Source organism: Acinetobacter sp. 5862 (genome assembly GCF_024494585.1).
Classification (GTDB): Bacteria; Pseudomonadota; Gammaproteobacteria; order Pseudomonadales; family Moraxellaceae; genus Acinetobacter.
Genome location: NZ_JANHGP010000034.1, coordinates 83,656 through 108,886, shown reverse-complemented (window position 1 = coordinate 108,886; position 25,231 = coordinate 83,656). Strand labels below are relative to the sequence as shown.

At 39.0% G+C, this 25,231-nt stretch carries 24 protein-coding genes; 8 read left to right on the top strand and 16 right to left on the bottom strand.

Annotation, left to right across the window (positions count from 1 at the left end; translation table 11 throughout):
- Positions 1-7: 7 nt before the first annotated feature.
- The 4 genes from cxpE (at position 8) to NO346_RS06315 (ending at position 6,382) form a co-directional block, all read left to right on the top strand.
- The gene (gene cxpE / locus NO346_RS06330) at positions 8-1,201 is read left to right on the top strand and encodes a chloramphenicol efflux transporter CxpE (RefSeq protein WP_256414626.1); all 1,194 of its coding nucleotides are present in this window, start codon (positions 8-10) and stop codon (positions 1,199-1,201) included.
- A 20-nt stretch (positions 1,202-1,221) separates the two neighbouring features.
- Positions 1,222-1,917, top strand: a complete 696-nt coding sequence (gene hda / locus NO346_RS06325; protein WP_087536399.1) for a DnaA regulatory inactivator Hda — start codon at positions 1,222-1,224, stop codon at positions 1,915-1,917.
- A 115-nt stretch (positions 1,918-2,032) separates the two neighbouring features.
- The gene (gene rbtA / locus NO346_RS06320) at positions 2,033-3,880 is read left to right on the top strand and encodes a rhombotarget A (protein ID WP_087546828.1); all 1,848 of its coding nucleotides are present in this window, start codon (positions 2,033-2,035) and stop codon (positions 3,878-3,880) included.
- An 18-nt stretch (positions 3,881-3,898) separates the two neighbouring features.
- Positions 3,899-6,382: a hypothetical protein gene (locus NO346_RS06315; protein ID WP_087546827.1), complete on the top strand. Its 2,484-nt coding sequence runs from the start codon at positions 3,899-3,901 to the stop codon at positions 6,380-6,382.
- Positions 6,383-6,478: 96 nt separating this feature from the next.
- Here the strand turns inward: NO346_RS06315 and NO346_RS06310 are convergent, their stop codons facing one another.
- The 5 genes from NO346_RS06310 to NO346_RS06290 form a co-directional block, all read right to left on the bottom strand.
- Entirely contained in the window at positions 6,479-6,868 is a 390-nt protein-coding gene (locus NO346_RS06310) for a DUF3106 domain-containing protein (protein WP_087546826.1), read from the bottom strand.
- Positions 6,858-7,181, bottom strand: a complete 324-nt coding sequence (locus tag NO346_RS06305) for a hypothetical protein (protein WP_005161264.1) — start codon at positions 7,179-7,181, stop codon at positions 6,858-6,860. Before NO346_RS06305 ends, NO346_RS06310 begins: the two co-directional genes overlap by 11 nt.
- Complete coding sequence (locus NO346_RS06300; protein WP_256414660.1) at positions 7,174-7,785, bottom strand: RNA polymerase sigma factor; 612 nt, start codon at positions 7,783-7,785, stop codon at positions 7,174-7,176. The genes NO346_RS06305 and NO346_RS06300 overlap by 8 nt, the downstream gene beginning before the upstream one ends.
- A 155-nt stretch (positions 7,786-7,940) precedes the next feature.
- Positions 7,941-8,717: an RNA methyltransferase gene (locus NO346_RS06295; RefSeq protein ID WP_256414625.1), complete on the bottom strand. Its 777-nt coding sequence runs from the start codon at positions 8,715-8,717 to the stop codon at positions 7,941-7,943.
- Positions 8,718-8,776: 59 nt separating this feature from the next.
- Positions 8,777-9,748 (bottom strand): class 1 fructose-bisphosphatase, encoded by a 972-nt coding sequence (locus tag NO346_RS06290; RefSeq protein WP_087536405.1) that lies wholly within the window; start codon positions 9,746-9,748, stop codon positions 8,777-8,779.
- A 176-nt stretch (positions 9,749-9,924) separates the two neighbouring features.
- On the opposite strand from NO346_RS06290, the gene NO346_RS06285 reads away from it, so the two are divergent.
- Positions 9,925-10,110, top strand: coding sequence for an NF038105 family protein (locus NO346_RS06285; protein ID WP_005161254.1), 186 nt, complete (start codon positions 9,925-9,927; stop codon positions 10,108-10,110).
- 50 nt (positions 10,111-10,160) lie between these two features.
- Here NO346_RS06285 and pal read toward each other — a convergent pair whose 3' ends face one another.
- The 9 genes from pal to NO346_RS06240 form a co-directional block, all read right to left on the bottom strand.
- Positions 10,161-10,730 (bottom strand): peptidoglycan-associated lipoprotein Pal, encoded by a 570-nt coding sequence (pal, locus tag NO346_RS06280; protein ID WP_087544814.1) that lies wholly within the window; start codon positions 10,728-10,730, stop codon positions 10,161-10,163.
- A gap of 22 nt (positions 10,731-10,752) precedes the next feature.
- The gene (gene tolB, locus NO346_RS06275) at positions 10,753-12,036 is read right to left on the bottom strand and encodes a Tol-Pal system beta propeller repeat protein TolB (protein WP_256414659.1); all 1,284 of its coding nucleotides are present in this window, start codon (positions 12,034-12,036) and stop codon (positions 10,753-10,755) included.
- Between the two features lie 99 nt (positions 12,037-12,135).
- Positions 12,136-13,458: a cell envelope integrity protein TolA gene (tolA, locus tag NO346_RS06270; protein ID WP_256414624.1), complete on the bottom strand. Its 1,323-nt coding sequence runs from the start codon at positions 13,456-13,458 to the stop codon at positions 12,136-12,138.
- 3 nt (positions 13,459-13,461) lie between these two features.
- The gene (gene tolR / locus NO346_RS06265) at positions 13,462-13,914 is read right to left on the bottom strand and encodes a protein TolR (RefSeq protein ID WP_256414623.1); all 453 of its coding nucleotides are present in this window, start codon (positions 13,912-13,914) and stop codon (positions 13,462-13,464) included.
- On the bottom strand, positions 13,914-14,612 hold the full coding sequence (gene tolQ / locus NO346_RS06260; protein ID WP_256414622.1) for a protein TolQ: 699 nt from the start codon (positions 14,610-14,612) through the stop codon (positions 13,914-13,916). The genes tolR and tolQ overlap by 1 nt, the downstream gene beginning before the upstream one ends.
- 24 nt (positions 14,613-14,636) lie before the next feature.
- A complete protein-coding gene (ybgC, locus tag NO346_RS06255) occupies positions 14,637-15,044 on the bottom strand; it encodes a tol-pal system-associated acyl-CoA thioesterase (RefSeq protein WP_256414621.1) in 408 nt (135 codons plus the stop codon).
- A 173-nt stretch (positions 15,045-15,217) separates the two neighbouring features.
- Positions 15,218-16,213: a Holliday junction branch migration DNA helicase RuvB gene (gene ruvB / locus NO346_RS06250; protein ID WP_256414620.1), complete on the bottom strand. Its 996-nt coding sequence runs from the start codon at positions 16,211-16,213 to the stop codon at positions 15,218-15,220.
- Between the two features lie 4 nt (positions 16,214-16,217).
- Positions 16,218-16,823, bottom strand: coding sequence for a Holliday junction branch migration protein RuvA (ruvA, locus tag NO346_RS06245; protein ID WP_004952990.1), 606 nt, complete (start codon positions 16,821-16,823; stop codon positions 16,218-16,220).
- Positions 16,824-16,896: 73 nt separating this feature from the next.
- Positions 16,897-18,237 (bottom strand): deoxyguanosinetriphosphate triphosphohydrolase, encoded by a 1,341-nt coding sequence (locus tag NO346_RS06240; protein ID WP_256414619.1) that lies wholly within the window; start codon positions 18,235-18,237, stop codon positions 16,897-16,899.
- 263 nt (positions 18,238-18,500) lie between these two features.
- Between NO346_RS06240 and NO346_RS06235 the strand changes: the two genes are divergently transcribed.
- The 3 genes from NO346_RS06235 (at position 18,501) to NO346_RS06225 (ending at position 23,534) form a co-directional block, all read left to right on the top strand.
- The gene (locus tag NO346_RS06235) at positions 18,501-18,905 is read left to right on the top strand and encodes a hypothetical protein (protein WP_256414618.1); all 405 of its coding nucleotides are present in this window, start codon (positions 18,501-18,503) and stop codon (positions 18,903-18,905) included.
- A 383-nt stretch (positions 18,906-19,288) separates the two neighbouring features.
- Positions 19,289-23,119, top strand: a complete 3,831-nt coding sequence (gene purL / locus NO346_RS06230) for a phosphoribosylformylglycinamidine synthase (RefSeq protein WP_256414617.1) — start codon at positions 19,289-19,291, stop codon at positions 23,117-23,119.
- A gap of 100 nt (positions 23,120-23,219) precedes the next feature.
- Positions 23,220-23,534: an NGG1p interacting factor NIF3 gene (locus tag NO346_RS06225; RefSeq protein WP_256414616.1), complete on the top strand. Its 315-nt coding sequence runs from the start codon at positions 23,220-23,222 to the stop codon at positions 23,532-23,534.
- On the opposite strand, the gene NO346_RS06220 is transcribed toward NO346_RS06225, so the two are convergent.
- Both NO346_RS06220 and NO346_RS06215 read right to left on the bottom strand, forming a co-directional pair.
- Positions 23,535-24,296 carry a nitroreductase family protein gene (locus NO346_RS06220; protein ID WP_256414615.1) on the bottom strand — a complete coding sequence of 254 codons (762 nt, stop codon included), beginning with the start codon at positions 24,294-24,296 and terminating at the stop codon, positions 23,535-23,537.
- Positions 24,297-24,397: 101 nt separating this feature from the next.
- The gene (locus tag NO346_RS06215; RefSeq protein WP_256414614.1) at positions 24,398-25,198 is read right to left on the bottom strand and encodes an enoyl-CoA hydratase-related protein; all 801 of its coding nucleotides are present in this window, start codon (positions 25,196-25,198) and stop codon (positions 24,398-24,400) included.
- Positions 25,199-25,231 lie beyond the last annotated feature (33 nt).

The window sequence follows — 25,231 nt, the reverse complement described above, 5'->3', positions numbered from 1 at the left end:
GGATTTTATGCAAGATCAGGTATTGCGCCGCATCTTTATCCTCGCTGGACTCGCATTGCTCCTCTGGGTCTTATATCTGTTGAAACCTGTTGTTTTACCTTTTGTAGGTGCATTCTTTATTGCATATTTGTTCAGCCCACTCGTCGATACACTTGTCAAATTTAGATTGCCTCGCTGGTTAGCGATCAGTTTAGTGTTCGTTGGAATTGGTGTTCTGTTAACAGTTGTTTTATGGTTTTTAGCGCCTTTAGTTTGGGAGCAGCTGATTTATGCAAGAGATAGCATACCTGCTGGAATTCATTGGATAAATGCAACATTCTTACCATGGGTATCTCATACATTTAATGTTGTACCTATGGAAATAGATACTGAGCAATTGTCTAAAGCAGTTATGGATTATATCCAGACCAACTATAGTGCAGATAGCATTCAAACTATGGCATTACGCGTAGCGCAGTCAGGTCTTAATTTTATTCAACTCGGTGGTATCGTAATCCTTATTCCAATTATTGCATTTTACTTTTTGCTTGATTGGGAAAGAATGTTAGATAGTTTACGTCGACTTATTCCGCGACCTTATGAAGCTTCTACTTTAACGATTGTTCGTGAATGTCATAGCGTTCTTGGAGCATTTGTTAAAGGGCAATTTCTTGTAATGCTTTTATTAGGGATTGTTTATGCGGTTGGATTACAACTGATTGGATTAGAAGTTGGTTTGATTATCGGTATGGTCGCTGGTCTTGCAAGTATTATTCCATACCTAGGCTTTGGTGTTGGTATTATCGCAGCCGTGATTGCTTCATTATTCCAGTTTGGTCTTGATTGGATGCAGTTACTTTTAGTGGGTATTGTATTTATGATTGGGCAAATGGTGGAAGGATATATTTTGCAGCCTTTCTTACTTGGTGACAAAATTGGTCTATCTCCTGTTGCTGTTGTATTTGCGGTACTAGCTGGTGCTCAACTTGGTGGTTTTTTAGGGATGCTGATTGCTTTGCCTGTAGCGGCTGTTATCGTCGTGTTACTTAAACACGCAAGAGATAATTACGAAAAAAGTCGATTCTACGGATCTCCAATTGAGGTCAGTATTCAACATGGTGAAATTCAACGTATAAATGTAGATGCTGGTGATGTAGAACTTGATATTGAGATTAAAAACTCTCAAGATAGCGAAACTTCACATTCAAATGATCTAAAGTAATTGAGGAACAAATTAACGATATGCGTCAACTACAACTCGATATAGAACCACAGCTCGATGCGCGAATTAGCGATTTTTCGGGGCCAGGGTGGGGTCATGTAGTTGATGCGATACGACAGTTACATACTGGACTGGTAAATCGCTTTTATGTTTATGGCGGTGCTGGTACTGGTAAAAGCCATTTACTCTCTGCAATTTGTGATTCATATTTAGAATTGGGTCGTCGTGCAATAAAAGTCTCATTATTAGAATTATTAGATGCACCAATTGAAGCGATTACTTCATTAGAGTTTTATGATTTAGTGGCATTAGATGATATTGATGCAATTAGTGGCGTACCTCATTGGCAAAAAGCTGTTTTTCATTTAATGAACAATCATGATGGACAACTGGTCTTTTCATCTCGTGTAGCACCGATAGAATTAAAATTAGAATTACCTGACTTACAGTCGAGACTGACTCAAGCGGTCAGTGTCAAAGTGCCAAATGGAAGCTCATATACAGATCGACAGGCTTTATTACACTCTGTTATGACGAGGCGAGGAATTCATTTTGACCAACAAATTATTGATTATTTGTTGAGTAATGGGCCACATCAAGCTTCCATTCTATTACAGACACTTGCTCAACTTGAAAAGATGTTGAAAGGTGAGAAAACAAAGCTCTCAAATACAACGATTAAGCAAATTTTTGCTCTGATTGATGAATATCACTAATCGCATAAAATTTCTTGAGTAATTTTGACAGCTATGACAAAGTACGCACAAAGGAATGTGGTTGCAAATTTGTAGTTTGCAATACTAAGAAAAATGAAAATAGAAGGAGAACGGTATGCTCAAACGGACGCTTGCCTGCGCTTTATTTGCGATTACTGGACATGTATATTCTGCGGATATTCAAGTTACAACATTAGTTGATGAAGACAAAGATGATACCGTTTGTTCATTACGTGAAGCTGTAACATTCTTAAATAATCGTACCCAAAAAGAATTTGAAAATGGTTATCATGGTTGCGGTAATAAAGATGCTTCATCGATTATTATCCTAGATCGTGATAAAGAGTATACTTTGAGTAAAGCACTTGAAGTTAAAGCTGCAATGACAATTAAAACTGCTGCTAGTACAAGCTTTAATGACACAAAGAAAGGTTTAAATAACGCTACTATTAAAATGATAGGCGCAGAAAGCCTATTTATTGTTGATGATAATGATGTTGAAAAAGATCCATTAATTGTTAACTTTAATGAATTAAATTTAAAAGGATCATCCCAAAAAGTAGTTGAAGGTGGTTTGATTTCAAATCGAGAAATATTAACAATTCAATACTCTAGATTGATGGATGGTAATGCAAGTTTAGGCGGTGCTATTTACAATAAAGGTTTACTATCTGACAAGAAAACTGCAGGTGTTGTTAGTGTAAGTAATAGTATTTTTGAAGGTAATAAAGCTGATCAGGGGGCGGTCATTTATAGTGAGGTTCCTCGTTATATTATTACTCAATCAGTGATAAAGAATAATGAAGTAAAAGCAAATGGAAGTATTTTATATGTACAAAATGCTTATAGTGATACTGCGATTTCGAACGCCTTAACATTAACAGCATTTGGAATCAGAAATTCCACCATTTTTAATAATAAGGGAGGCTATGTAGCAAATATTCGAGGGGGAATGGTCATCAATAATATTACGATGATTTATAATGATGCTGGACTATATTTGCAAGCTCCGAAATGGATTTCAACCCCTGCTACTGACACAAAACCCGCTGAATTAGAGAATGGTGCGTTTATTTCAAATAGTATCATAGCTAAAAATAATAAAAACTGTGTTGCAGATAGTAATGATTCTTCAGTTATTCAAAGTAATTTGACAGAGGTGGATTGCAATCGTAATGCACCCGCTGGACTGCCAAATTTTCTATTAAACACTGATTTGATCGCAGGTGGAAAAGTGGAGGGGGATTGTGATTTACCTCAGGACAAAGGATTATTATGTCCTTATACGACTCCCAAAGATCAAATGTTAGGTTTTTTTCAACCAAGATTATTAACTTCTTATAATTCATTGTCTGACTCTCTAATCATTAATAAGGGGAGGATTTTTAGCGATGGAACAAACAAGGGGGCTATTAGTTGTGAAACTTCTGATCAACGAGGTAAAGTGCGCAGTGTTTATAGTGAACTATGTGATCTAGGTGCGATTGAGTTGGTAGTAAATCGTAATGATGTAGAAATTGCTGGGCAAGATATTCTATATGGTCAAATCGCAAAGTTTAGTATTGCGAATAGTTTATTGGATGGTGAATTAGTTGATCCTGAGGCGTGTAAAATAATATTTAAGAGTGATACAGACGCTAACGGATTACCATGGCAATCAGGTTGTCTTAATATTGAACAGACTGAAACAAAGTCAAAAGGTAAATTAACAATAGATTCAAAAGGGAATATTGTCTATGTGCCAAATGGTAATTGGCATGGTGCAGATAAATTTAATATCCGTGTAATCACTACAATCACTAGGCTTAATGACCCTTCAAATTACTATATTGATATTCCTACGACAATTGTCCAAGATCCGCCAAATAATTTTCAAAATAAAACTGTAAATGTTGGCAGCATGGATTTTGGATGGATTTTAATGGTGTTTGGTTTAATTGGATTGAGACGTTTTAAATCATAATCAAGGATGATAAATGAGATGAAAAATTATAAGAAAACCTTATTAACGTTAATGGTTGTTTCAGCTATGCCATTGTTAGCTGCAACAAATAGTGCAACAGCACCAATTAAAGTGACTACCTTTAATGATGAAAATAAAGAAGATTCTCTTTGTTCAATCAGAGAAGCTTTAGAGGTTGCAAAAACGCGTGTATCTGCACATGGTTGTGTTGTTGCGGATATTTATTCTAATACTCAAGATATCCAATTAGAAGCGGGTGAATATACATTAAAAAGTGAATTAACACCTGACTCAGAAGTGAGAATATGGGGAGCAGCTCCAGCTAATTGGAATGAAAAAAATGTTCTAATTAATGATGTTGCGAATCAATATCCTGCACAAGTTGAAATTAAGACGACTATCAAAGCAGAGAATTCTCGAATTTTTAATACAACTGCTGGTAAGAACCCTTTAACTTTAACGAATTTAATACTTGCGAATGGTGTTGCGCCTAATCAGGGAAATGGTGGTGCAATTTATGCTGGTGCAAATATTACCTTGCAAAGTATTAAGGTATTAAACTCTAAAGCAACTACTGGTGCAGGTGGGGCAATTTATCTAGCTGGACTAGCTGCTTCGGCTACAATTTCTAAAAGTTTATTTGAAGGTAATGACGCTACAATTGGTAGTGTAATTGCAATGGCTTGTAAGAATGATAATCTATATTCGCAAAGAAATATAAGTTTTACAGCAAGTAGTCTGATAAAAAATGGATCGGATACTTCATTAAGTATGATGGAGTTCTGTGGCTTGCCTGCAGTGATGTTGGAGGCAAATACAATTGCTAAAAATACAGCTAATTCGACTCACGGCAACTTAATAAAATTTTCTGGTGATACAAAAGCTGGATCGGAAGATCAAAACAATTCAACAATATTAAGTAGCGGTAGTGCATTAGCACTAACAAGTAACACTATTGTAGAAAATAAAGCATATACAACTTTTCTATATGATAAGATTGGTATAAAGACTTTGCTTTTTAATATAATTGCTTATAATTCAGGAGCATATTCTTGTCGTTATTTGTTGGGTGATGCTTCAAAAGAAGAGAATGTGGGAATTGGTGCTATCTATAATGCATTTTCATTATTAAATAATGGCAAATGTGATTTACCCGCAGAGCTAAATAAAGCTAATACAACAAACATTGATTTAACCAATGTTCCTATGGATACTGTATTAAGTTCAATGGCCCCAGCATCTCAATATACTGCTTTTTTACCAATGTATTATCCAAAAAGAATAACACAAGCAGGAGCCGATAAGCAGGATTTAGTGAATGTAAGTGGTGAAGGTACAACTGGTTGTAGTGAATATGATCAACGTGGATTAGCTAGATTCGCTGATAGAGCATTATTTTATCAACCTGACGCAAAAAATACTTGTGATATTGGTTCGGTAGAGTTGATGCGGCTAACAGCTGGTGATATTAATAGCATTACTAATGGATCATTAAGTCAATTAATAAGTGATTATAAGACTCAAAATGATTATTTTGATAATCTAGTTAAGAATCCGAATGATCCAGAATATCTTACTTACTATAAATATCGCTTGGAGCAATATAAAAAATTAGTTGAATATTACGATAAAAAAGAAAATTTGAAATATCGAGCTATTTATATTGATTTGCAATCATTTAAACTTCCATTACCACATGAGGTTGCTTTATCTGATGAAAGTCACCGATTAGATTTTTTTAGTCCGGAATTGTATGATATTGAGGTAGAAACAATAGGCGTCGGTAGTACTATTGAGGGGAAACTAAATTTTCGCAAAGACGAAAATTTAGTTTGTAGTTGGGTACCTGAAATTCAACAAATTATTGTATATAGAAAAGATGATGCAATTACACAGGATGGCGAGCAAGCTTTATGTAGTTACACCATCAAATATAAAACTGATCATACAATTCAGACGAAAGGCTTAATTAAAGCCTCATTTACAAATCAAGCACCTGAAGCTAAAGATACATCTGTGACATTAAAGTATCAGCAAAAAGAAATCGCAAAATTGAATCTTTTAGAACTAGCTAACGATGCAGGTGATACAGGCCCAGGTGGTAAAGGTCCTGAAACAAAACCTAATAAGTCAGACTTTTGGATAAATGAAGATGGGTTAGAATTACCGATAAGATTATCGAACGTCCCAACAAAAAATCTAATAGTTACTGCTGATCGTAAAGGTAAATGTCCTCCGCCTGATCAAAAAGAAACGTGTTATGGTGGAAATATTTATATTCAAGAAGTAAATACTTTTAATCCATTTAATTATTCGTTTAATTATCAAGTTTATGATAATGATGAAACACCAAAACTTTCAAATTTAGCAACTGTAAACGTAATTAGTACAGCAACTACCTCGGATGATACTCGACCTGCGAAAAGCGGCGGAGGAAGTATGGGTATCTTCTCTGCATTAGGTTTGTTGGGTTTACTAGCATATCGTCGTTATAAAAAGTAAGAGTGAATAAAAAGAGCGCTTTTAAAGCGCTCTTTTTTATATGTTCAAATTATAAATTAAATGTATACCACTAAAGAGAAATTCATATAAAAACAATTAGTGTTCAGAATATTTGCTTAAATATTCTTCACGGATGTTCACTTTATCTTCGGCACTGGCATTTTGCATACGTTTACGCAAAGTGTTCCGTTCGTGAGTTCCCAGTTTTTGCCAAACATTACGCATTTTTTGTTTTTCATCTTCTGGAAGCTGAGTAAACCATTCCATTCTTTGTTGAAGCTGAGAGCCCTGATCAGTTGGGATTTCTTTTAAACTTTGATAACGTTGAATAAGAACACGTTGTTCTTCTGGAGATAAATCATCCCAAGCTTCTTCTGTAGTTGGTTTATTTGATTTTGAGAACACCCAAAAACGCTCAGAACCAGCAAAACTTGTTTGAAGTAAGCTGAGTGCACACACAACAATTGCTATTTTCTTAGCTGCCATGTGGAACTTTATCCTCACCAAGTACCATCAACATTTCCATATCTTCAACCATTTGTGGTGAAAGTTTTGGATTTACAACGACCTGACTTTGTGGCTTATCGTTCAGTTGTAGAGAGCTTGGTAATACAACGATACCAGTAAGAGCTGCTGCTAAAGCAAAGCCTCCCATTTTCCACAGACTATAATAAGAGGTTGGTTTCTTTTGAACAGTATCTAGAACATGGTTCATCACTAACATTTTTTTGTGATGTTGCTCTTTTGCTAGTTGATCGAGTTTGGAAGTCACTGATTTAGTGAACTCATCTTTATTCATTTGATGACCCTCCCGTATGTGGATTTAAATGCTCTAAAGCAATTCTAAGCCCTTGGATTGCACGATGATAATGGGTTTTTACACTACCTTCACTGCAATTCATAATTTGAGCGGTGGTTGCTGTATCAAAACCTTCCCAAGCTCTTAACATAAATGCTTGCTGTTGACGTACTGGTAATTGGTTGATGGCAGCCTGAATTTCATCCATTGTGACTTCTTGGTTCAGAAATTCGAATGGATTGGGGGTAGATTCATCTACCACATCAATAATTTCCTCATCATCGTCTAAGCTAATTTTTTTGAATAATGAGAAAGGAGTTGCTCGACGCGCTTCTTTGCGCCTCCAATCCTGTAATTTGTTATTTAAAATGGTATAAAACAATGGATACCATTCTTCAATACTTTTATCTGAATACGATTTATGCAATGAAATAAAGGCTTCTTGTACCAAATCCATTGCAATGCCTTGTTGTCCCTGAGTTGCACTTTCCATCATCACAAGTGCACGACCTGTAACGTCTTGCATAAAAAAACGCAGACGTTGTTCAACAGTACTACAATCAGTACCATTGTCAGTTCGAGCCTGTTTCGGTGCTAAATCCATAGAGATGGAAAATCCTGTCATGGATACCCACCATTATTTCAATTCATTAATCATATAACGTTGAAAATGGTGGATGCGTTGACAACTTAAGCAATTATTTTATGAGTGTAATGGATTTTTCATTTAAAAAATCGTATTTAAAATAATTTAACGTTTTATTGGCGTTGGCGAACCATTTCAAAAAAGCAAATTGATCCAGCGATGGCAACATTTAAAGATTCTTGCCCGCCCGGTTGAGGAATAGTAACAGCCTGAGCATGTTCTAGGGCATAGTCACTTGCACCTTGTCCCTCATTACCTAAAATCCAAACACATGCTTGCTTTAAATCTTTGCTATACAAGCTGGTTGAACGATGTGAACTCGTTACAAACACAGGAATTTGAAACTTGGGAAGAATCTCGGTTAACTGAAAATTCTCAAAACAATGTACGCTAAAATGGGCACCCATTCCTGCGCGTAATACACGTGGGGACCAAAGAGAAGCAGAACCTTGCGTACAAATTACTTGCTTAATGTTGGCTGCGGCAGCCGAACGCAATAGCGTACCAACATTTCCAGGGTCTTGCACATTTTCTAAGATTAAGGTATCAGCTTTAAAATCAATTGTTAATGATGTTTTAGGGAGATCGACAATTGCTAAACAAGGCAGAGTTGTACCTAAAGTACTTAAATCTTTATACAGTACTTCACTAATGACAAAAATATGTCCCTGGTGTAATTCAATCACCTTTTGTAATTCAGGATGATCGAGAGCTTGTTCAGTCGTAAATAATGAAAAGATTTTTTTATGTTGTTGTAGCCATGCTAAACACAGATGAGTACCTTCTAGAACAGTTTGCTGATGTTTCTTTCGAGCACTATTGAGTTCGATCAGCCCACGCAAATGTTTGATTTTTGCATTGTCTTTTGATTCTAGAAAAATAACAGCCATAATATAAAGATCCAAAAGGGCATTATAAGATGATAATAATGCCCTGAATATAAAAGTAATTAGTGGTAGCTTGTTACGCGTTCCACTTCATTTTTAGAGCCAATTATAACAGGAACACGTTGGTGTAATTCTGTTGGTTGAATATCCATAATGCGAACACGTCCTGTCGTAGAGGCACCACCAGCTTGTTCAATTAACATGCTCATTGGATTTGCTTCATACATTAAACGCAAACGACCTGCTTTTTTAGGATCTTTGAGATCATAAGGGTAGAGGAAGATGCCGCCACGACATAAGATACGATGAATATCACCGACCATACATGCAACCCAACGCATATTGAAATCTTTTTCACGGACTGATGTTTTACCCGCTAAAAGCTCGTCAATATAGCGTTTCACTGGGTTTTCCCAATGACGTTGATTTGATGAGTTGATAGCGAATTCTTGTGTATCTGCTAAAACTTGAACTTGATTCGTAGTAAGTAGGAAGGTTTGAGTGGTTGGATCGAAAGTAAAGAATACAACACCTGCACCTACGGTAAGCGCTAACATGGTTGAAGGGCCATAAAGTACATACCCAGCAGCGACTTGCTCAGTACCCGCTTGCATAAAATCTGCAGATTGAGTGACTGCATTTTTAGCGGGAAGAATAGAGAAAATTGTACCGACACACATGTTGATGTCGATGTTGCTTGAACCATCGAGTGGATCGAATAACACTAAATATTTCCCATTTTCTTGGGCAGGTGTGAAATCATCCAATTCTTCAGAAGCTAATCCACCTACTTGCGGATGCGCTTTTAATGCATCAATAAGATAGTCGTTAGAAATGACATCTAATTTCTTTTGAGTTTCACCTTGTACATTTTCGTTGCCAGCACTGCCTAAAATACCAGCTAAAGCGCCTTTTTGTAGTGCTTGGTCAATGGTTTGGCATGTTGCCGCGATTGTTTCAATGACTTGTGCCAATTCTGGTGTCAAATTCCCTTTTTGTTGTTCTAAATATTGGGATAATGTAAGGTTTGACATATTGAATTGCTCCGATTTAGCCGCATCAAAAATTGATAAAAAGAATGTCGCTATTCTAGATGAGATCGCTCGAAAATAAAAATTATCTTACTTTATTTATGTTGCTTTTGTGATTACAAGCATTCTATTACATGCTATGTTGATTGCATACTAGACAGGAAGTTTGGAGAGGAACGATGTCAACCAAAAATTTTGAAGCTACCCCTACGCCAAGTGAATCGATTAGCTTAGATACGATTTCGAAAGAAAGTGTGAAAGATGCTTGGAAAGAGTATGAAGCGAAGCCTGAGTACAAAGAATTTAATAAGCACGATATGATTGAGTCGATGCAACCTCAGTCGAAGCAAAAATCTTCATCTTAATCAAAATAAAAATGCTCACATTGTGAGCATTTTTATTGCAAATCCGAACATTATTTTAATAATGGTGGCACTGCTTCATAATTAATTTCTACGCGACGATTTTCTTTCCACGCTGCTTCGTCATGACCCGGGTTTACAGGTGCTTCTTTACCGTAGCTCACGGCTTCTAACTGCTGTGGGTTGACACCATTGGTAATCAAGAAACTTTCGACCGCTTTTGCACGACGCTCACCTAAAGCCATATTGTATTCACGCGTACCACGTTCATCCGTGTGACCTGTCAATGCCACCCGAGAATTAGCATTTGCAACAAGGAACTGTGCATGCGCTTGAAGTGTTTGGTAGTCATCATTTGATAAATCACTGCTATCGTAATCAAAGTGAACAACACGTTTCGCTAAAAATGCTTTGTTCGCAGCAGTTACCCCTTTTGATGAAGCACCAGCCAAGTTTTGCGCATTGAGTGCAGCATCTTCACTTAGTCCTTCGGTGCTTACGGTGGTTGATGTATTAGGTGCTGTATTGCCTGCTGTTATTTCAGCAGCAGGTTTACGACTCGCACAACCCGTGAAAGCAATCGTCGCAGCTAAGAGTGGAAGTGTTAGATATTTAATATTCATGTGATTCTCCAATCAATCAAATTTATTTTGGTGCCCAAGCGGGTTCACGGACTTCACCTTGTTCGCTTGGTAAATTCATACGGAAACGACCATCTGTAGACATAATAGAGAGTAAGCCGCGGTTACCCTCACGTGTTGCATAAACAACCATCTGCCCATTCGGAGAGAAACTTGGTGACTCATCCAGACTGGTTGGTGTCAATATATTAGTGATCCCTGTATTAATATCTTGTAATGCGACTTTGTAATTACTGCCACTTGGTCGATGAACTAAAGCAATTTTTTTACCGTCAGCACTTAACGTGCCGCGAGCATTAAATGCACCTTTGAAGGTAAGGCGTTTAACTGAACTATCATCAAAACTGTAGCGATAAATTTGAGGAGAACCGCCACGATCTGAGGTGAAAATAAATGATTTTCCATCAGGTGCATAACGTGCTTCGGTATCAATCGCTGAGTCATTGGTCATACGCTGTAGTTGGCGCGTATTTAAATTCATCTGATAAATTTCAGGATTACCATGCATAGATGCTGTGAACAACATAGATTGCCCATCGGGCGAGAAGCTTGGTGCACCATTTAAGCCTTTGAAGCTCGCTAAAACCTCACGTTGACCCGTTGCTAAATCCTGAATGTAAATTGCAGGACGTTTAGTTTCGAAAGAGACATAAGCAATCTTTTTAGCGTCAGGTGTCCATGTTGGAGAAAGGATTGGATCTCGTGATGACAGTACCGTTTTAGGCTGTTCGCCATCCGTATCAGCAATTTGTAATGTATAGCGTTGAGCAGGGGTTTCTGGATTGCGTAATACATAAGCGATACGACCGCTGAAATCTCCCGCAATACCAGTCAGTGCTTGGTATATCGCATCACTGATCATATGCCCAGCTTGACGAACACGAGAGCTTGGTACAGTCAGCACTTCATTTAATAAGTATTGTTGTTTTTGTACATCATAGAGTTGGTAATGGATTTCAAATGTATTCGCATCGATGGTTTTAATTTGACCAACCACCACATATGGCACACCAGCATTTTGCCAATCACCAGCTTGGATTTGGTTGATGCTTGCAGTTGCAGGTAAGTTTTGCGATGCACTTGTAAATCGACCTGAACGATTTAAATCATTTTCAATGATTGGATAAATCGCACTGTCATTTGTAAAAGGGATAATTGCAATTTTAGGCGCTTGTTCAGGTGCTTTTGCAATTTCAAGGTGAAGTTGTGCAAAAGTTGCTGTTGGAACAATTGCGCTAATAGCAGTCAAAACTGCTAAGGAGATGAGATGTGTACGAGTCTTGTCCATAATTACAATAATTTGCATAGTATTGTTGTGGCTGTTGATTATTTAACATAGTTACATGCTTTGTGCTATGACAGGCATGTAACTATTCACGATAAATTACTATTTTGCTGTGAAACTTGAAGTAAAGCTTCTCGCCTCACGACGGGCATCAGGATCTTCTGGCATTGGATAAGGTGCGGCGGCACGAACTGCTGCTTCTACACTGGCTTTTACATCTGGATCGCTTGCTGAAACAATCACTGATAAAACGGCACCGCTGTCACTTAAGGTGACACGGGCAGTTGCCTTTTGACCCGATGAACCTGATGGTATGTCCCAGGCACGTTTAATTTTGCTTTCAAAATCCCGTTTGGCTGTTGAAGCAACTTTCTTGGCATCTGCCTTTTTCTGCGCTGCTTCCTGTTCAGCTTTTTTAGCGGCAGCAGCTTTGGCTTCTTCTGCATCCGCTTTTGCTTTAGCGTCGGCATCGGCTTTTTTCTTGGCATCAGCGTCCGCTTTACGTTTTGCGTCTGCCTCTGCTTTTGCCTTAGCATCCGCATCAGCTTTTTTCTTGGCATCAGCATCGGCTTTACGCTTTTCCTCAGCAGCCTTGGCTTTGGCATCTGTTTCAGCTTTTTTCTTAGCGTCAGCATCGGCTTTACGCTTTTCCTCAGCAGCCTTGGCTTTGGCATCTGTTTCAGCTTTTTTCTTAGCATCAGCATCGGCTTTACGCTTTTCCTCAGCAGCCTTAGCTTTGGCATCCTGTTCAGCTTTTAACTTGGCCGCATTATCTGCTCTGGTTTTAGCTGCCAAATCTGCTTTACGTTTTGCTTCCTGTTCAGCCGCTTTTGTTTTTGCTATGGCATCTGCCTGATGTTTTTCTTCTGCCTGTTTGGCTTTTGCTTCATTTTCAGCTTGTCGTTTTTGCTCCGCAGCTTTTGCTTTCACCTCGGCATCGGCTTTACGTTTTTCTTCGGCAGCCTTGGCTTTGGCATCAGCTTCTGCACGTTGTTTTTGTGCGGCAGCTTCCGCTTGTTTCTGTTGTTCTTCTGCTTTAGCTTTAGCAGTTTCCTCAGCCTTACGTTTTTGTTCAGCTAACTTTGCCTGTTGCGCTTGTTCAGCTTTCTGCTTTTCGGCAGCAAGTTGTTGAGCAGTAGGTGGAGGAGGAGCAACAGGAAGATTCTCAGGCTGAGTTTCATCTACAATTGGACTTAATATTTCTTCTGCCTGATTTTCAGCAGTCGTTTCCTGTTCTACAGGTTTTGCCATCGGTGGTGGTAAATCTTCTGGCTTGATGAGAACAGTCGTCAGTTTTTTCGGTTGCTCAGGCGGTTTACTTAGACCTAAGAAAAGCAAGCCAACAATCGCAATTGCATGTACTCCAAGGGTAAAACCTAGCGCAATTGCATTTTGTTTAAAAGGTGGCTCTTGAAATTTTTTCATAACTTACTTTAATGGCTCTGTCAGTAAACCAACTTGAGTTAAACCGGTTCCTTGTAAACTAGCCATGAGTGATACAACCTCACCATAGGGGCGAGATTTATCACCATTTACTAATACGGTGAGTTGTTTATTTTCTTGTTCCGCTTGCTTTTGAGCATCACTCAAAATAGCTTCAAGCTGCTCAAGTGAAAGAGGTTCACTATCTTTATGATCTTGGTATTGCAAATAAATATTGCCATCTTTGCCAATCGTTACCATTGCAGGCATATCTTTCGATTCGATAGGATTATTATTGGCTTGGGGCAGATCAACTTTGATGCCGCTGGTAATCATAGGTGCAGTGACCATAAAAATGACTAAAAGTACCAACATAACGTCAATATAAGGTACAACGTTCATATCACTTTTCAGTGGTTTTTTAATGCGTTCAAAACGCCCAGATCGTTGAATTGCCATTATGCATCTTCCTGTGTCGATCCAATCGCTTGACGCTGTAAAAGAGCGACCATTTCTTCTGCGAATAACGCACGATCTGAGTAAATAGATTCACCTTTCGCTGTGAAGTGGTTAAAAGCCAGCACAGCAGGGATGGCAGCAAACAAGCCAATCGCAGTTGCAATAAGTGCTTCAGCAATACCCGGTGCTACGGTTGCCAAAGTAACTTGATCAACGGCAGCCAGACCAATAAAGGCATTCATAATGCCCCAAACCGTACCGAATAAGCCGATATAAGGTGCAACAGAACCAATACTTGCAAGCGCTCCTAAACCTTGTTCTAAACCGCCTTGATCACGACTTAGACCGACACGAAGAATACGTTCAGTACCTTCAATGGTTTGATTGGTATCTGCTTTGCGTTTTTGCAGTTTAAAAAACTCACCCAGCCCCTGATAGAAAATATCTTCCAGCCCACGGCGTTTAGAATTGAGTTGAGCATTGTTATATAAGGTATTTAGTTCAGCACCTGACCAAAACATTTTTTGAAAATGCTCATCATCTTGAGCTGCTTTTTTAAAACCCATATGTAATTTGGCAATCAAATACCAGCTAAAAATAGAAGCAAGTAACAGGATCAACATGACCAATTGTACGACAGGACTTGCCTGTAAAATCAGGTCAGAAATGTGCAGGGAAGATTCTAAATTTGTTGCCATAAGTTGAGTGCCGAAAGTTTATTTTTAGTCCTGTGCCAATTCTTTTTGAATCAGATCACGAATTTCATCAGGAAGTCTGCGTGGCATCAAGTCCTTGTTTAAACATGCCAACGTAACCTCACCTGAAGCAAGCAAGATTTCACCACGATAAATATTTTGTTGCAACACAAAAGACGCGGCTTTACACGAAATAACACGTGCTGTAACGGTAATTAAGTCATCCATTAAGATTGGACGTACATATTTCACCTGAATTTGATGTACAACGAAGTTGTAGTCTTGTTGATGCCAGTAGTGATCGACGCCTGCTGCACGTAACCATTCGGTGCGTGTGCGTTCCATAAAACGAATGTGATTGGCATGGTAAACGATACCACCTGCATCTGTATCTTCAATATATACACGAATATTAAATTCAAAATGATTAGCCATACCCTTAACCTATTTCTGCATACTGCGAGCAATTGAGGGAATGATATTGCGTCAATGATAGGATGGGAATAGTAATAAATAACATATTAGACTTCTTTCATAATTGTTTAGATCCTCTTTATTTTCTTCTATTAAGTAGAAAATAAAGAATTTATAAAAGAAACCTAATAATTTCATTCTGGCGGTGTCATACCAAACTGTAAATACGCCATATTGGTTGCAATACGCCCACGCGCAGTACGCATCACATAACCTTGCTGAATTAAATACGGCTCAATCACATCTTCAAGTGTTCCGCTATCTTCAGCCATCGCGGCTGCTAAAGCTTCAACACCTGTTGGACGACCTTCAAAACGCTCAAGTAACATACTGAGATAACGGCGATCTAAAGTATCTAAACCATCTTTATCGACATTAAGCATGTCTAAAGCACGTTGTGCCATCTCTTGTGTCACTTCACCCGTGCCTTTCACTTGTGCATAATCTCGAACACGACGTAATAAACGATTGGCAATACGTGGCGTACCACGTGCACGTCTAGCGATTTCAGTTGAACCTTCTTTGGTAATCGGAACATCCATGAGATTTGCGGAACGAGTGACAATATAGGTTAAATCCTCAACAGAATAGAATTCTAAACGTTGAACAATCCCGAAACGATCACGTAAAGGTGAGGTGAGTAGTCCCGCACGCGTTGTTGCTGCGACTAATGTAAATGGTGGTAGATCTAATTTAATTGAGCGGGCAGCAGGACCCTCACCAATCATGATATCCAGTTGATAATCTTCCATCGCTGGATATAGGATTTCTTCAATCACTGGCGAAAGACGATGGATTTCATCTATGAATAAAACATCACCTTCTTCTAAGTTGGTCAGCATCGCAGCTAAATCACCAGCCCGCTCTAATACAGGACCAGACGTAGACTTTAGATTTCCACCCATTTCGCGAGCAATAATGTTGGCGAGCGTGGTTTTACCTAAACCTGGGGGTCCAAAAATTAGCGTATGATCCAGTGCTTCACCACGCCCACGAGCAGCACCAATGAAAATTTCCATTTGCTCGCGAACCACGGGCTGACCAATATAGTCAGCAAGTGATGTCGGACGAATTGCACGATCAAAGTGATCTTCAGGTTTTTCAATTCCACTAATGAGGCGATCTTGCATAATATTACTTCATCATCGATTTAAGAGCTGCGCGGATAATATCGGCAGATTCTGTATAGTCAGCTTTGACAGCTGCCACAGCTTTTTGTGCTTCAATAGGTTTATAGCCAAGCGATTGTAAAGCAGCCTCAGCCTCAGCAACAGGTGAGTTTGACATGAATTGAATTTGAGAGGAGGTTGTTTGTGAAGTGCTATTCGCTGACTGTGAAAGTGCTTTAAAACGATCACGTAATTCAATCATTAAACGTTCAGCCGTTTTTTTACCAACCCCAGGCACTTTAATCAGTGTATTGATATCATCGTGTTCAATGGTGTGAATTAATAATTCAACACTTAACGTAGATAAAATCCCTAATGCCATTTTGGGTCCTACACCGTTTACTTTGAGTAGGGTGCGGAAAATAATTTTTTCTTGTGCTTCACTGAAGCCATATAATTGTTGAGCATCTTCACGAACGACTAAATGTGTCCATAACGTTACTTTTTGTCCTTTTTGTAATTGGCAAAATGTTGAAAGCGGTGTATCGATTTCATAACCAACCCCATTTACATTAAGTAATACAGTAGGGGCTTCTAAGGCAAACACTTCGCCAATTAAACATCCGATCATAGAAAATTTTTCACTATTTATTTGAAAAGATTTAAACCAAAGTCATTTAAGAAAATAGAGTTTGCATATTCTTTTAAAAGAAGCCAACTTTATTCCCTTGTAGCTCTTGCGCCAAGCTATAAGCCTGATGGTCTGAGAACTTACTAATAATATCTAAGACTTGCATAATATTATTGTAATGGTTGTTTTGAAAATTTGCGCCTGAATGTTGCAAAATCGACATCAAACGTTGTTCTTTAAAGCTTAATGTTTTATGCGGCATGGTCAAAGGCACAAAAGCATCTAAAATAGTCTGTAAGCTTTGATGCGCAATAATTTCTAAACCGGATTTTTGAGGATGTTCAAAAATACGATCACGTGCAAGATTTTTCGCAGTTTGAATCCCTGCTTCAATATCAGGTGAGCAATATTGTAAAAGGCTACCTTTGAGTTGACCTGTGATGATTTCATAGTGGTGTTTTGCAAAAGCCGTCGTGACTTCATCGACTAATCGTTTCATTACACGACCACGCAAGGCTGCAATTTTTTGTTGCCAAGTGGTATGCGGTAAATGCAGCTCTTCAGGAAGACCAAAATCAGCAGTCAAGTTGAGGAAAATAGGTTCAACTTCCTCATAACTCAACATATTAAGAATGATGCCGTCTTCCAAATCAATCAGTGCATAACAAATATCATCAGCAGCTTCTAACAAATAAGTTAGAGGGTGACGACAATAGTGATATTCACCCAGTCTAATTAAGCCAAGCTGTTCAGCAAGCTGTTTTAAAATTTCTTTTTCTGATTGATAGCAACCAAATTTTGCTCTTTGATGTGATGGGGTATCGCCTTGTTGGTCGATGGTTTTTGATAACCAGGGGTATTTTAAATATGCACCCAATGTTGCACAGGTCAGACGCATACCACCATCATCAGGGTGGTAGTCAATACGACTGAGTAAACGAAGACCTTGCGCATTACCTTCAAATTGACGAACGTCTGCTTCTTCTTCGGGAGTGAGTTTGGTCAGAAAGTCACGATGTGAGGCATCATCAAACCATTCACGTATCGCATATTCACCTGCATGACCAAAAGGGGGATTGCCAATATCGTGAGCTAGACATGCCGCTTGAATAATCGCACCGACATCAGCAGGTGAAATCCACATGGGCAATTCATCTTTGATCTTTTCTGCGGCGAGCATACCAAGCGAGCGACCAATACAAGAGACTTCAAGCGAATGAGTTAATCGTGTATGAATTCCATCATGTTGAGTGAGTGGATGAACCTGTGTTTTTCTATTCAGTTGGCGAAAGCTTTGAGAAAATATAATTCTGTCATAATCTTTGTGGAAGGGGCTTCGAGCCAATTCGCTACTGCTTTTTTTACTGCCTAAACGAATTGCAGACAGCAATTCCAACCAACGCATTTGTTCCATTCATCATTATTCACTATGAGTTCATTTTCATCATGCCAAAAAAAAGATTAAAGCACTAGTGCAGGGCGACATGGTTTGGCGTTTAAAATACTTTGCGTCTGAGTTAGGATTGTTGTGTAGCAAATATATGTGTTGAAGTGAAAATAGTAGATTTTTTAAAAGTTAATCAGTTTGGCATTCCACTGCATAACGGCGGAACGAGGCGAGATATAAAATGGCAGATGGGATGAAAGATTATTTAAAAATACTGCTGGAGGTTAATAATGCCATTTTTGAGAAAAGCTGATTTGTTAAATACTATATTAAATGAAATTACATTAGCTGCTCCTTTAGACTGGAGAAAGGTTGTTTACTATACAGAGCGATTGAGAAATGAGCATGGGGAGCTAAGAAATGCTGTAATTTCAGAATGTTGGTTTGGTGATAAAATGTTTAAAGTTAATAGTAGTAGAGGTCCTGTTTTAAAATCATCAATTGAACTATTTGATGCAGTAGATGAGTTGTATGAGTGTGATGAAAATACAAAAGATCAATGGTTTGGTTTAGGTATTAGTCTTACAAGTGATGGAAAATATTTAACAAAGTTTTATTATGAAGGTACTCCTTTACTTAATAAGAATACAATTGATTATACTCAAAGAGTAGATGCTTTAGCTGAGATGAATTAAATATATTATTGCTTCGTTCGATCATTGTTGAGCTGCACCCGAAATTTGGACATATTAGTCTAGATGAAAGGGTGTAATTATGTAGGGCGTAGAAACTGATTGAGGATATGATTTTAACTGAGATTTGTTCAACTCATCCATAAATCAGTTTGTCTCACTTTACTGTTATTCGGTGGAACGAGGAATTTATCAAACTAAATGAATTGTTACGAATATCGTAAAACCTATAAAGCTATAAGAAATTAAGAGAGTTGGGATAGAAAACTCTGATTTTTAAGATGGATATGGCTAGCTGAAAGAAGGCTTTCACAGTAGAATATGCGCTCTCTCATAAGTCACATTGTGGTAGGTTCGTTAGACCCGCCCGTGGAGCCAAAGTCAACATGTTTATCGTGGCCGGTGCATCAGCACATTCTTCTTTTAAGAAAGCTCAACTCTTAAACCGTTTAGCGTCAATGAGTTCTGTTCAATCTTTTGACAGCCAGTGGGTTTATTTGTTTGATCAAGCGCTCAACGAGCAGCAACATCAATCGGCATTACAACTTTTAAACGATGGTCAATCTTTCGAACTTTGCCAAGCTGCAAGTGATGAAATCCAAATTTTAGTAACTCCACGTGTTGGCACAATCTCTCCGTGGTCGTCTAAAGCAACGGATATTTTCCAAAACTGTAATACACCAGTACACCGTCTAGAACGTGGTCTTTTATTCACGTTAAAAGGTGTCACTGAAATTACGAATGAAGTTAAACAAGTACTTCATGACCGTATGACGGAAACAGTTTTTGCTCAAATTGAAGATGCAAAAGCTTTATTCTTAGAAACTGCGCCGAAGCCACTCAACTCAATTGATATCTTGGGTCAAGGTAAAGAAGCATTAGTTAAAGCGAATAATGAGTTCGGCTTTGCTTTATCTGAGCAAGAAATTGATTACTTAACCGAAGCATTTACTAAGCTGGGTCGTAATCCAAATGACATCGAGTTAATGATGTTTGCTCAGGCGAACTCTGAACACTGTCGTCATAAAATCTTTGGTTCTGAATGGACAATTGATGGTGAAAAACAACCATTATCATTGTTCCAAATGATTAAGAATACCTATAAAGAATCTCCAACAGATGTATTGTCGGCGTATAAAGACAATGCCTCTGTGATCGTGGGTTATGACACGATGCGCTTTTATCCAAAAGCGGATGAAAATGGTCACTTTGTTTATAAATATAAGAGCCAAGCTGCTCATATTTTAATGAAGGTGGAAACGCATAACCACCCAACAGCAATTTCTCCATTTGCTGGCGCTGCAACTGGTTCAGGCGGTGAAATCCGTGATGAAGGTGCAACAGGTCGTGGTGGTAAACCAAAAGCAGGTTTAACAGGCTTTACGGTTTCTAACTTGAATATCCCTGGTTTCGAACAGCCTTGGGAAGAAAACTACGGTAAGCCTTCACGTATGGCATCGCCATTACAAATTATGATTGAAGGTCCATTGGGTGGTGCGGCGTTTAACAACGAGTTTGGTCGTCCTGCATTGAATGGTTATTTCCGTACCTTCGAACAGAATGTGAATGGTGAAGTTAAAGGCTTCCATAAGCCAATCATGATCGCGGGTGGTTACGGTAACATCCGTCCTGATCATGTTGAAAAAGATGCGATTCAACCGGGTGACTTACTCATTGTATTGGGTGGCCCTGCAATGTTGATCGGTCTTGGCGGTGGCGCAGCGTCTTCTGTAGACAGCGGTACCATGGGTGAGAGTTTAGACTTTGCTTCGGTGCAACGTGAAAACCCAGAAATGGAACGCCGTTGCCAAGAAGTCATCGATACCTGCTGGCGCTTAGAAGACTTTAACCCAATCGTGTCTGTACATGACGTGGGTGCGGGTGGTCTATCAAATGCGATGCCTGAACTAGTGAATGATCACGAGTTAGGTGCAGTATTGAACCTGCGTAAGATTCCATCTTTAGAGCCAGGCATGAGCCCGATGGAAATCTGGTCAAATGAAGCGCAAGAACGTTATGTGTTAGCGATTCGTCCAGAATCTTTAGAACAGTTTGAAGAAATTTGTGCACGTGAGCGTTGTCCGTTTGCAGTACTTGGTGAAGCGACTGAAGCACGTCATTTGACTGTTGAAGATCCATTATTTGAAAATAATGCAGTCGATATCCCAATGCAAGTCATGTTGGGTGGTACACCACGTATGCAACGTTCGTATGAAACGATTGAGCGTACGGGTAACGACTTTGATGCATCAAAAGTTGATTTGAAAGATGCGATTTTCCGCGTATTGAAAAATCCAACAGTTGCGTCTAAATCATTCCTGATCACAATTGGTGACCGCTCGATTACAGGTATGGTTGCACGTGATCAAATGGTTGGCCGTTGGCAGGTGCCTGTCGCAGATGCAGCGGTAACGACGACAAGCTTGCAAGGTTTCACGGGTGAAGCAATGGCGATGGGTGAACGTCCACCCGTTGCTTTGTTAAATCCAGCCGCATCGGCTCGTTTAGCGGTTGCGGAAGCAATTACTAATATTGCCTGTGCCAACATCGAACAAATTAGTGATATCAAACTTTCTGCGAACTGGATGGCTGCTGCTGGTCAAAAAGGTGAAGATCAAGCCTTGTTTGAAGGTGTGAAAGCGATTGGTATGGAAATGTGTCCTGCATTGGGGATCGCAATTCCTGTCGGTAAAGACTCACTTTCAATGCGTACCACTTGGAACGATGGTGAAGACAAAGCCGTAACTTCTCCAATGACAGGCGTAATCACTGCGTTTGCACCTGTTTTAGATGTACGTAAAACATTAACACCTGAACTCAAGAATTTAGAAGACTCAGTACTTGTACGTATCGATTTATCTAAAGGACAATTCCGTTTAGGTGGTTCGATCCTTGCGCAAGTATATAAAGCAATCGGTTCTGTTACTCCTGATGTTGATAGTTTTGATGACTTCAAAGCGTTCTTTGCTTTGATTCAAGACTGGAACAATCGTGGTGTGATCAAGGCTTACCATGACATCGGTGACGGTGGTCTATTGGCGACTGTTGCTGAAATGATGTTTGCTTCACGCCTAGGTGTTGCTCTAGAAAATCAATCAACTGAAAGTTTATTTGCTGAAGAAATTGGTGCAGTACTTCAAATTACGGCTGCTGATTGGGCGCAGTTAGAAGTTGAAGTTGCAGCATCTAGCTTGAAAGATACAATTGCTGTTGTTGGTCGTGTGAATACAACTGATCAACTCGTTGTAAATGGTTTAACGCTTGAGCGTGCTGAATTACAACAAGCTTGGGCTGAAGTTTCACATCAGATCCAACGTTTACGTGACAACGTTGAAACAGCTGATCAAGAATTTGCCTTAATTGCAGATAAAAACCACAAAGGTTTAATTGCACAAGCAACTTATGACTTAAATGAGCCAGTTGAAGCGCCGTTTATCAATACACGTCGTCCAAATATGGCAATTTTGCGTGAGCAAGGTGTAAATGGTCATGTGGAAATGGCGGCAGCCTTTGACAAAGTAGGCTTCAATACTATCGACGTACACATGAGTGATTTACTTGCAGGCCGTGTCAGCTTGAGCGATTTTGAAGGTTTGGTGGCTTGTGGCGGCTTCTCATACGGTGACGTAATGGGTGCTGGTGGTGGCTGGGCGAAATCAGTATTGTTCAACCCGAAATTACGTGATCAGTTCGAACAGTTCTTCCATCGTGAGAGCACTTTCAGCTTAGGTGTATGTAACGGCTGTCAAATGATGTCACAACTTGCACCATTGATTCCAGGTGCAGAGCATTGGGGTCGTTTCCACCGCAATACGTCAGAAGTATTTGAAGCGCGTGCTGTTAATGTTCGCGTAGAAAAATCGGTTTCTGTATTGCTTGAAGATATGCAAGGTTCGATTTTACCAATCGCAGTGGCGCATGGTGAAGGGCGTTTGGTTGCGACTGAACAGCAAATTGCTGCTTTAAATGCTGAGAATCAAGTGATCTTGCGTTATGTAGATAGTTTGGGTAATCCAACTCAACACTATCCATTGAACCCGAATGGTTCACCTGAAGCAATTACAGGTTTAACCTCTAAAGACGGTCGTGCAACAGTGATGATGCCGCATCCAGAACGTAACTTCCGTGCCTTACAACATTCTTGGAAGCCTGAAGATTGGGCTGAAGATGGTGCTTGGTTGCGTATGTTCCGCAACGCACGTAAGTTCATTGGCTAATATGAAATAAAAAATAAGCCACCGTCAGGTGGCTTATTTTATTCTTGGATTCAATATAAAATAACGATGAATGAACAAGAACAATCAAATCAAAAAGAATATGCTAAAACTTATTTACTATGTACCTGAATCTCACCTTGCAACCACAAAACTTGCTATTTTTGAAGCAGGAGCAGGTGGTATTGGTAATTATGAACATTGTGCTTGGCAAGTGAAAGGAATAGGGCAATTTAAACCTATTAAAGGTGCAAATCCATTTTTAGGACAATTAGACGAACTAGAACAGCTTGAAGAGTGGCGTGTAGAAACTATTGTGCCTGAAGATAAAGCCAGTGTTGTGGCAAAGGTATTAAAGGCAAGCCATCCTTATGAAGAGCCTGCCTTTGAGTTTATTCAAATATTAGATATTGAATAATTATACTTTTTGAATAAATAAATCACGATCAAAACGATACTGCGGGAAGAACACACCATCTGTAGCCCGTTCACCTGCACCAATCACCATGACAGGATGCTGTTGATCATTTAATTTTAAAATTTTACGAACTAAAGGCTCATCAAAGCCTTCCATCATACAACTGTCAAAACCATAGGCACGTAAAGCCAATACCAAATTTTCACATGCTAAAGCAGTGGTTTTAGTTGCCCATAATTTAGCATCGGCAGGGTTAAATGCAGTCACAGGAAGTTGTTTATCAAGTGTGCGGGCTACTTTAAATGCAACTTTTTTGAAGTTACCTAATGCATTGAAATAACCTGTTTTATAGTTGTAGGGGATAAAACGGTAATATTTTTGTACCATTGCAGGGGCTTCAGGAAATGGAAATTCGCTAATATTTCGTTTTGCCATTTCATCAACACGATCTGTTCTAGCGACACATACGATTAATTCGGATGCAGTTTTAGCGGCAAGTTGTCCTAAACACGCTTTAACCAGTTGCTTTTTCTTGGTTGGATTTTGCACCACATAGAATGTCCAAGGCTGTAAGTTTGATGAGTTGGGTGCAAGCAGTGCCAAATCTAAACATTCATCTAAAATCTCACTTGGAATCGGTTTATCCGTGAACTTACGTACTGAACGACGGCTTTCAATGACTTTACGGAAATTGGCAACATCAATATCTTGAGTGGCAGGTTCGTAGTAGCGTTTTTTGTCGGTTTGATTTTGTTCAGACATGAGAATAAATGTTCCTATAAGATTGTTATTCATATTGGGACGTTAAATAAAAAAACCACCCAGTCTTGACTAAGTGGTTTATATAAAAACAGTGTAATGTATTAATTGAACTGTGAGAAGTCAGGCTTACGTTTTTGCATAAATGCTTGTACAGCTTCCATCATTTCAGGTGAACGTACACGCTGCATAAAGATTTCAGCTTCTTCATCGACGCAAGCAATAATTTCAGCTAAGTCTTTTTTCATTAGCGCTTTACTTTGTTTTAGAGACGCTAAAGGTAATGCTGCTAAATGTTGAGCTGTTTGTTGTGTGGTTGCATAAACATCTTCAACGACATCATTCACGAGATTTGCTTTTACTGCTGTTGCAGCATCAAATTTCTTCGCTGTGAATAATAATTCAGCCGCTTTCTGATAGCCTGCTTGTTTGACCAATAAACGGCTCGCAGCACCTTCAGGAGAAAGGCCTAGGCTTACGAATGGAATTTGGAATAGGGCAGTATTGTCTGCAAATACGATATCAGCATGTAATAAGATCGTTACACCGATCCCGATTGCTACGCCTTTCACTCCAATAATCAGTGGTTTAGAAAAACGAGCCGCAGCTTTTAATAACACAAATGGTGGTTGATCGCCTGCTTTGCCTTCATACGGCTTTTGCATAAAGCCCATGAAATCTTTCATGTCATTACCCGCAGTAAAATCTTGTTCTGCACCACGGAAAATAACAACACGTACATCTTTATTTGTATCAGCTTCATCTAATGCTTTTGCAATCCATAGATAAAGTTCGCCGTAAAGTGCATTCTTTGCTTCTGAACGGTTAATGGCTAAGGTGAGTACGCCATCTTCTAAATTTGCTTGCAAATGTTGATGAGGTTGTTGAATACAGCTAAGTGTCATCGTACTATCCTTGCTTTAATCCAGATTGATTTT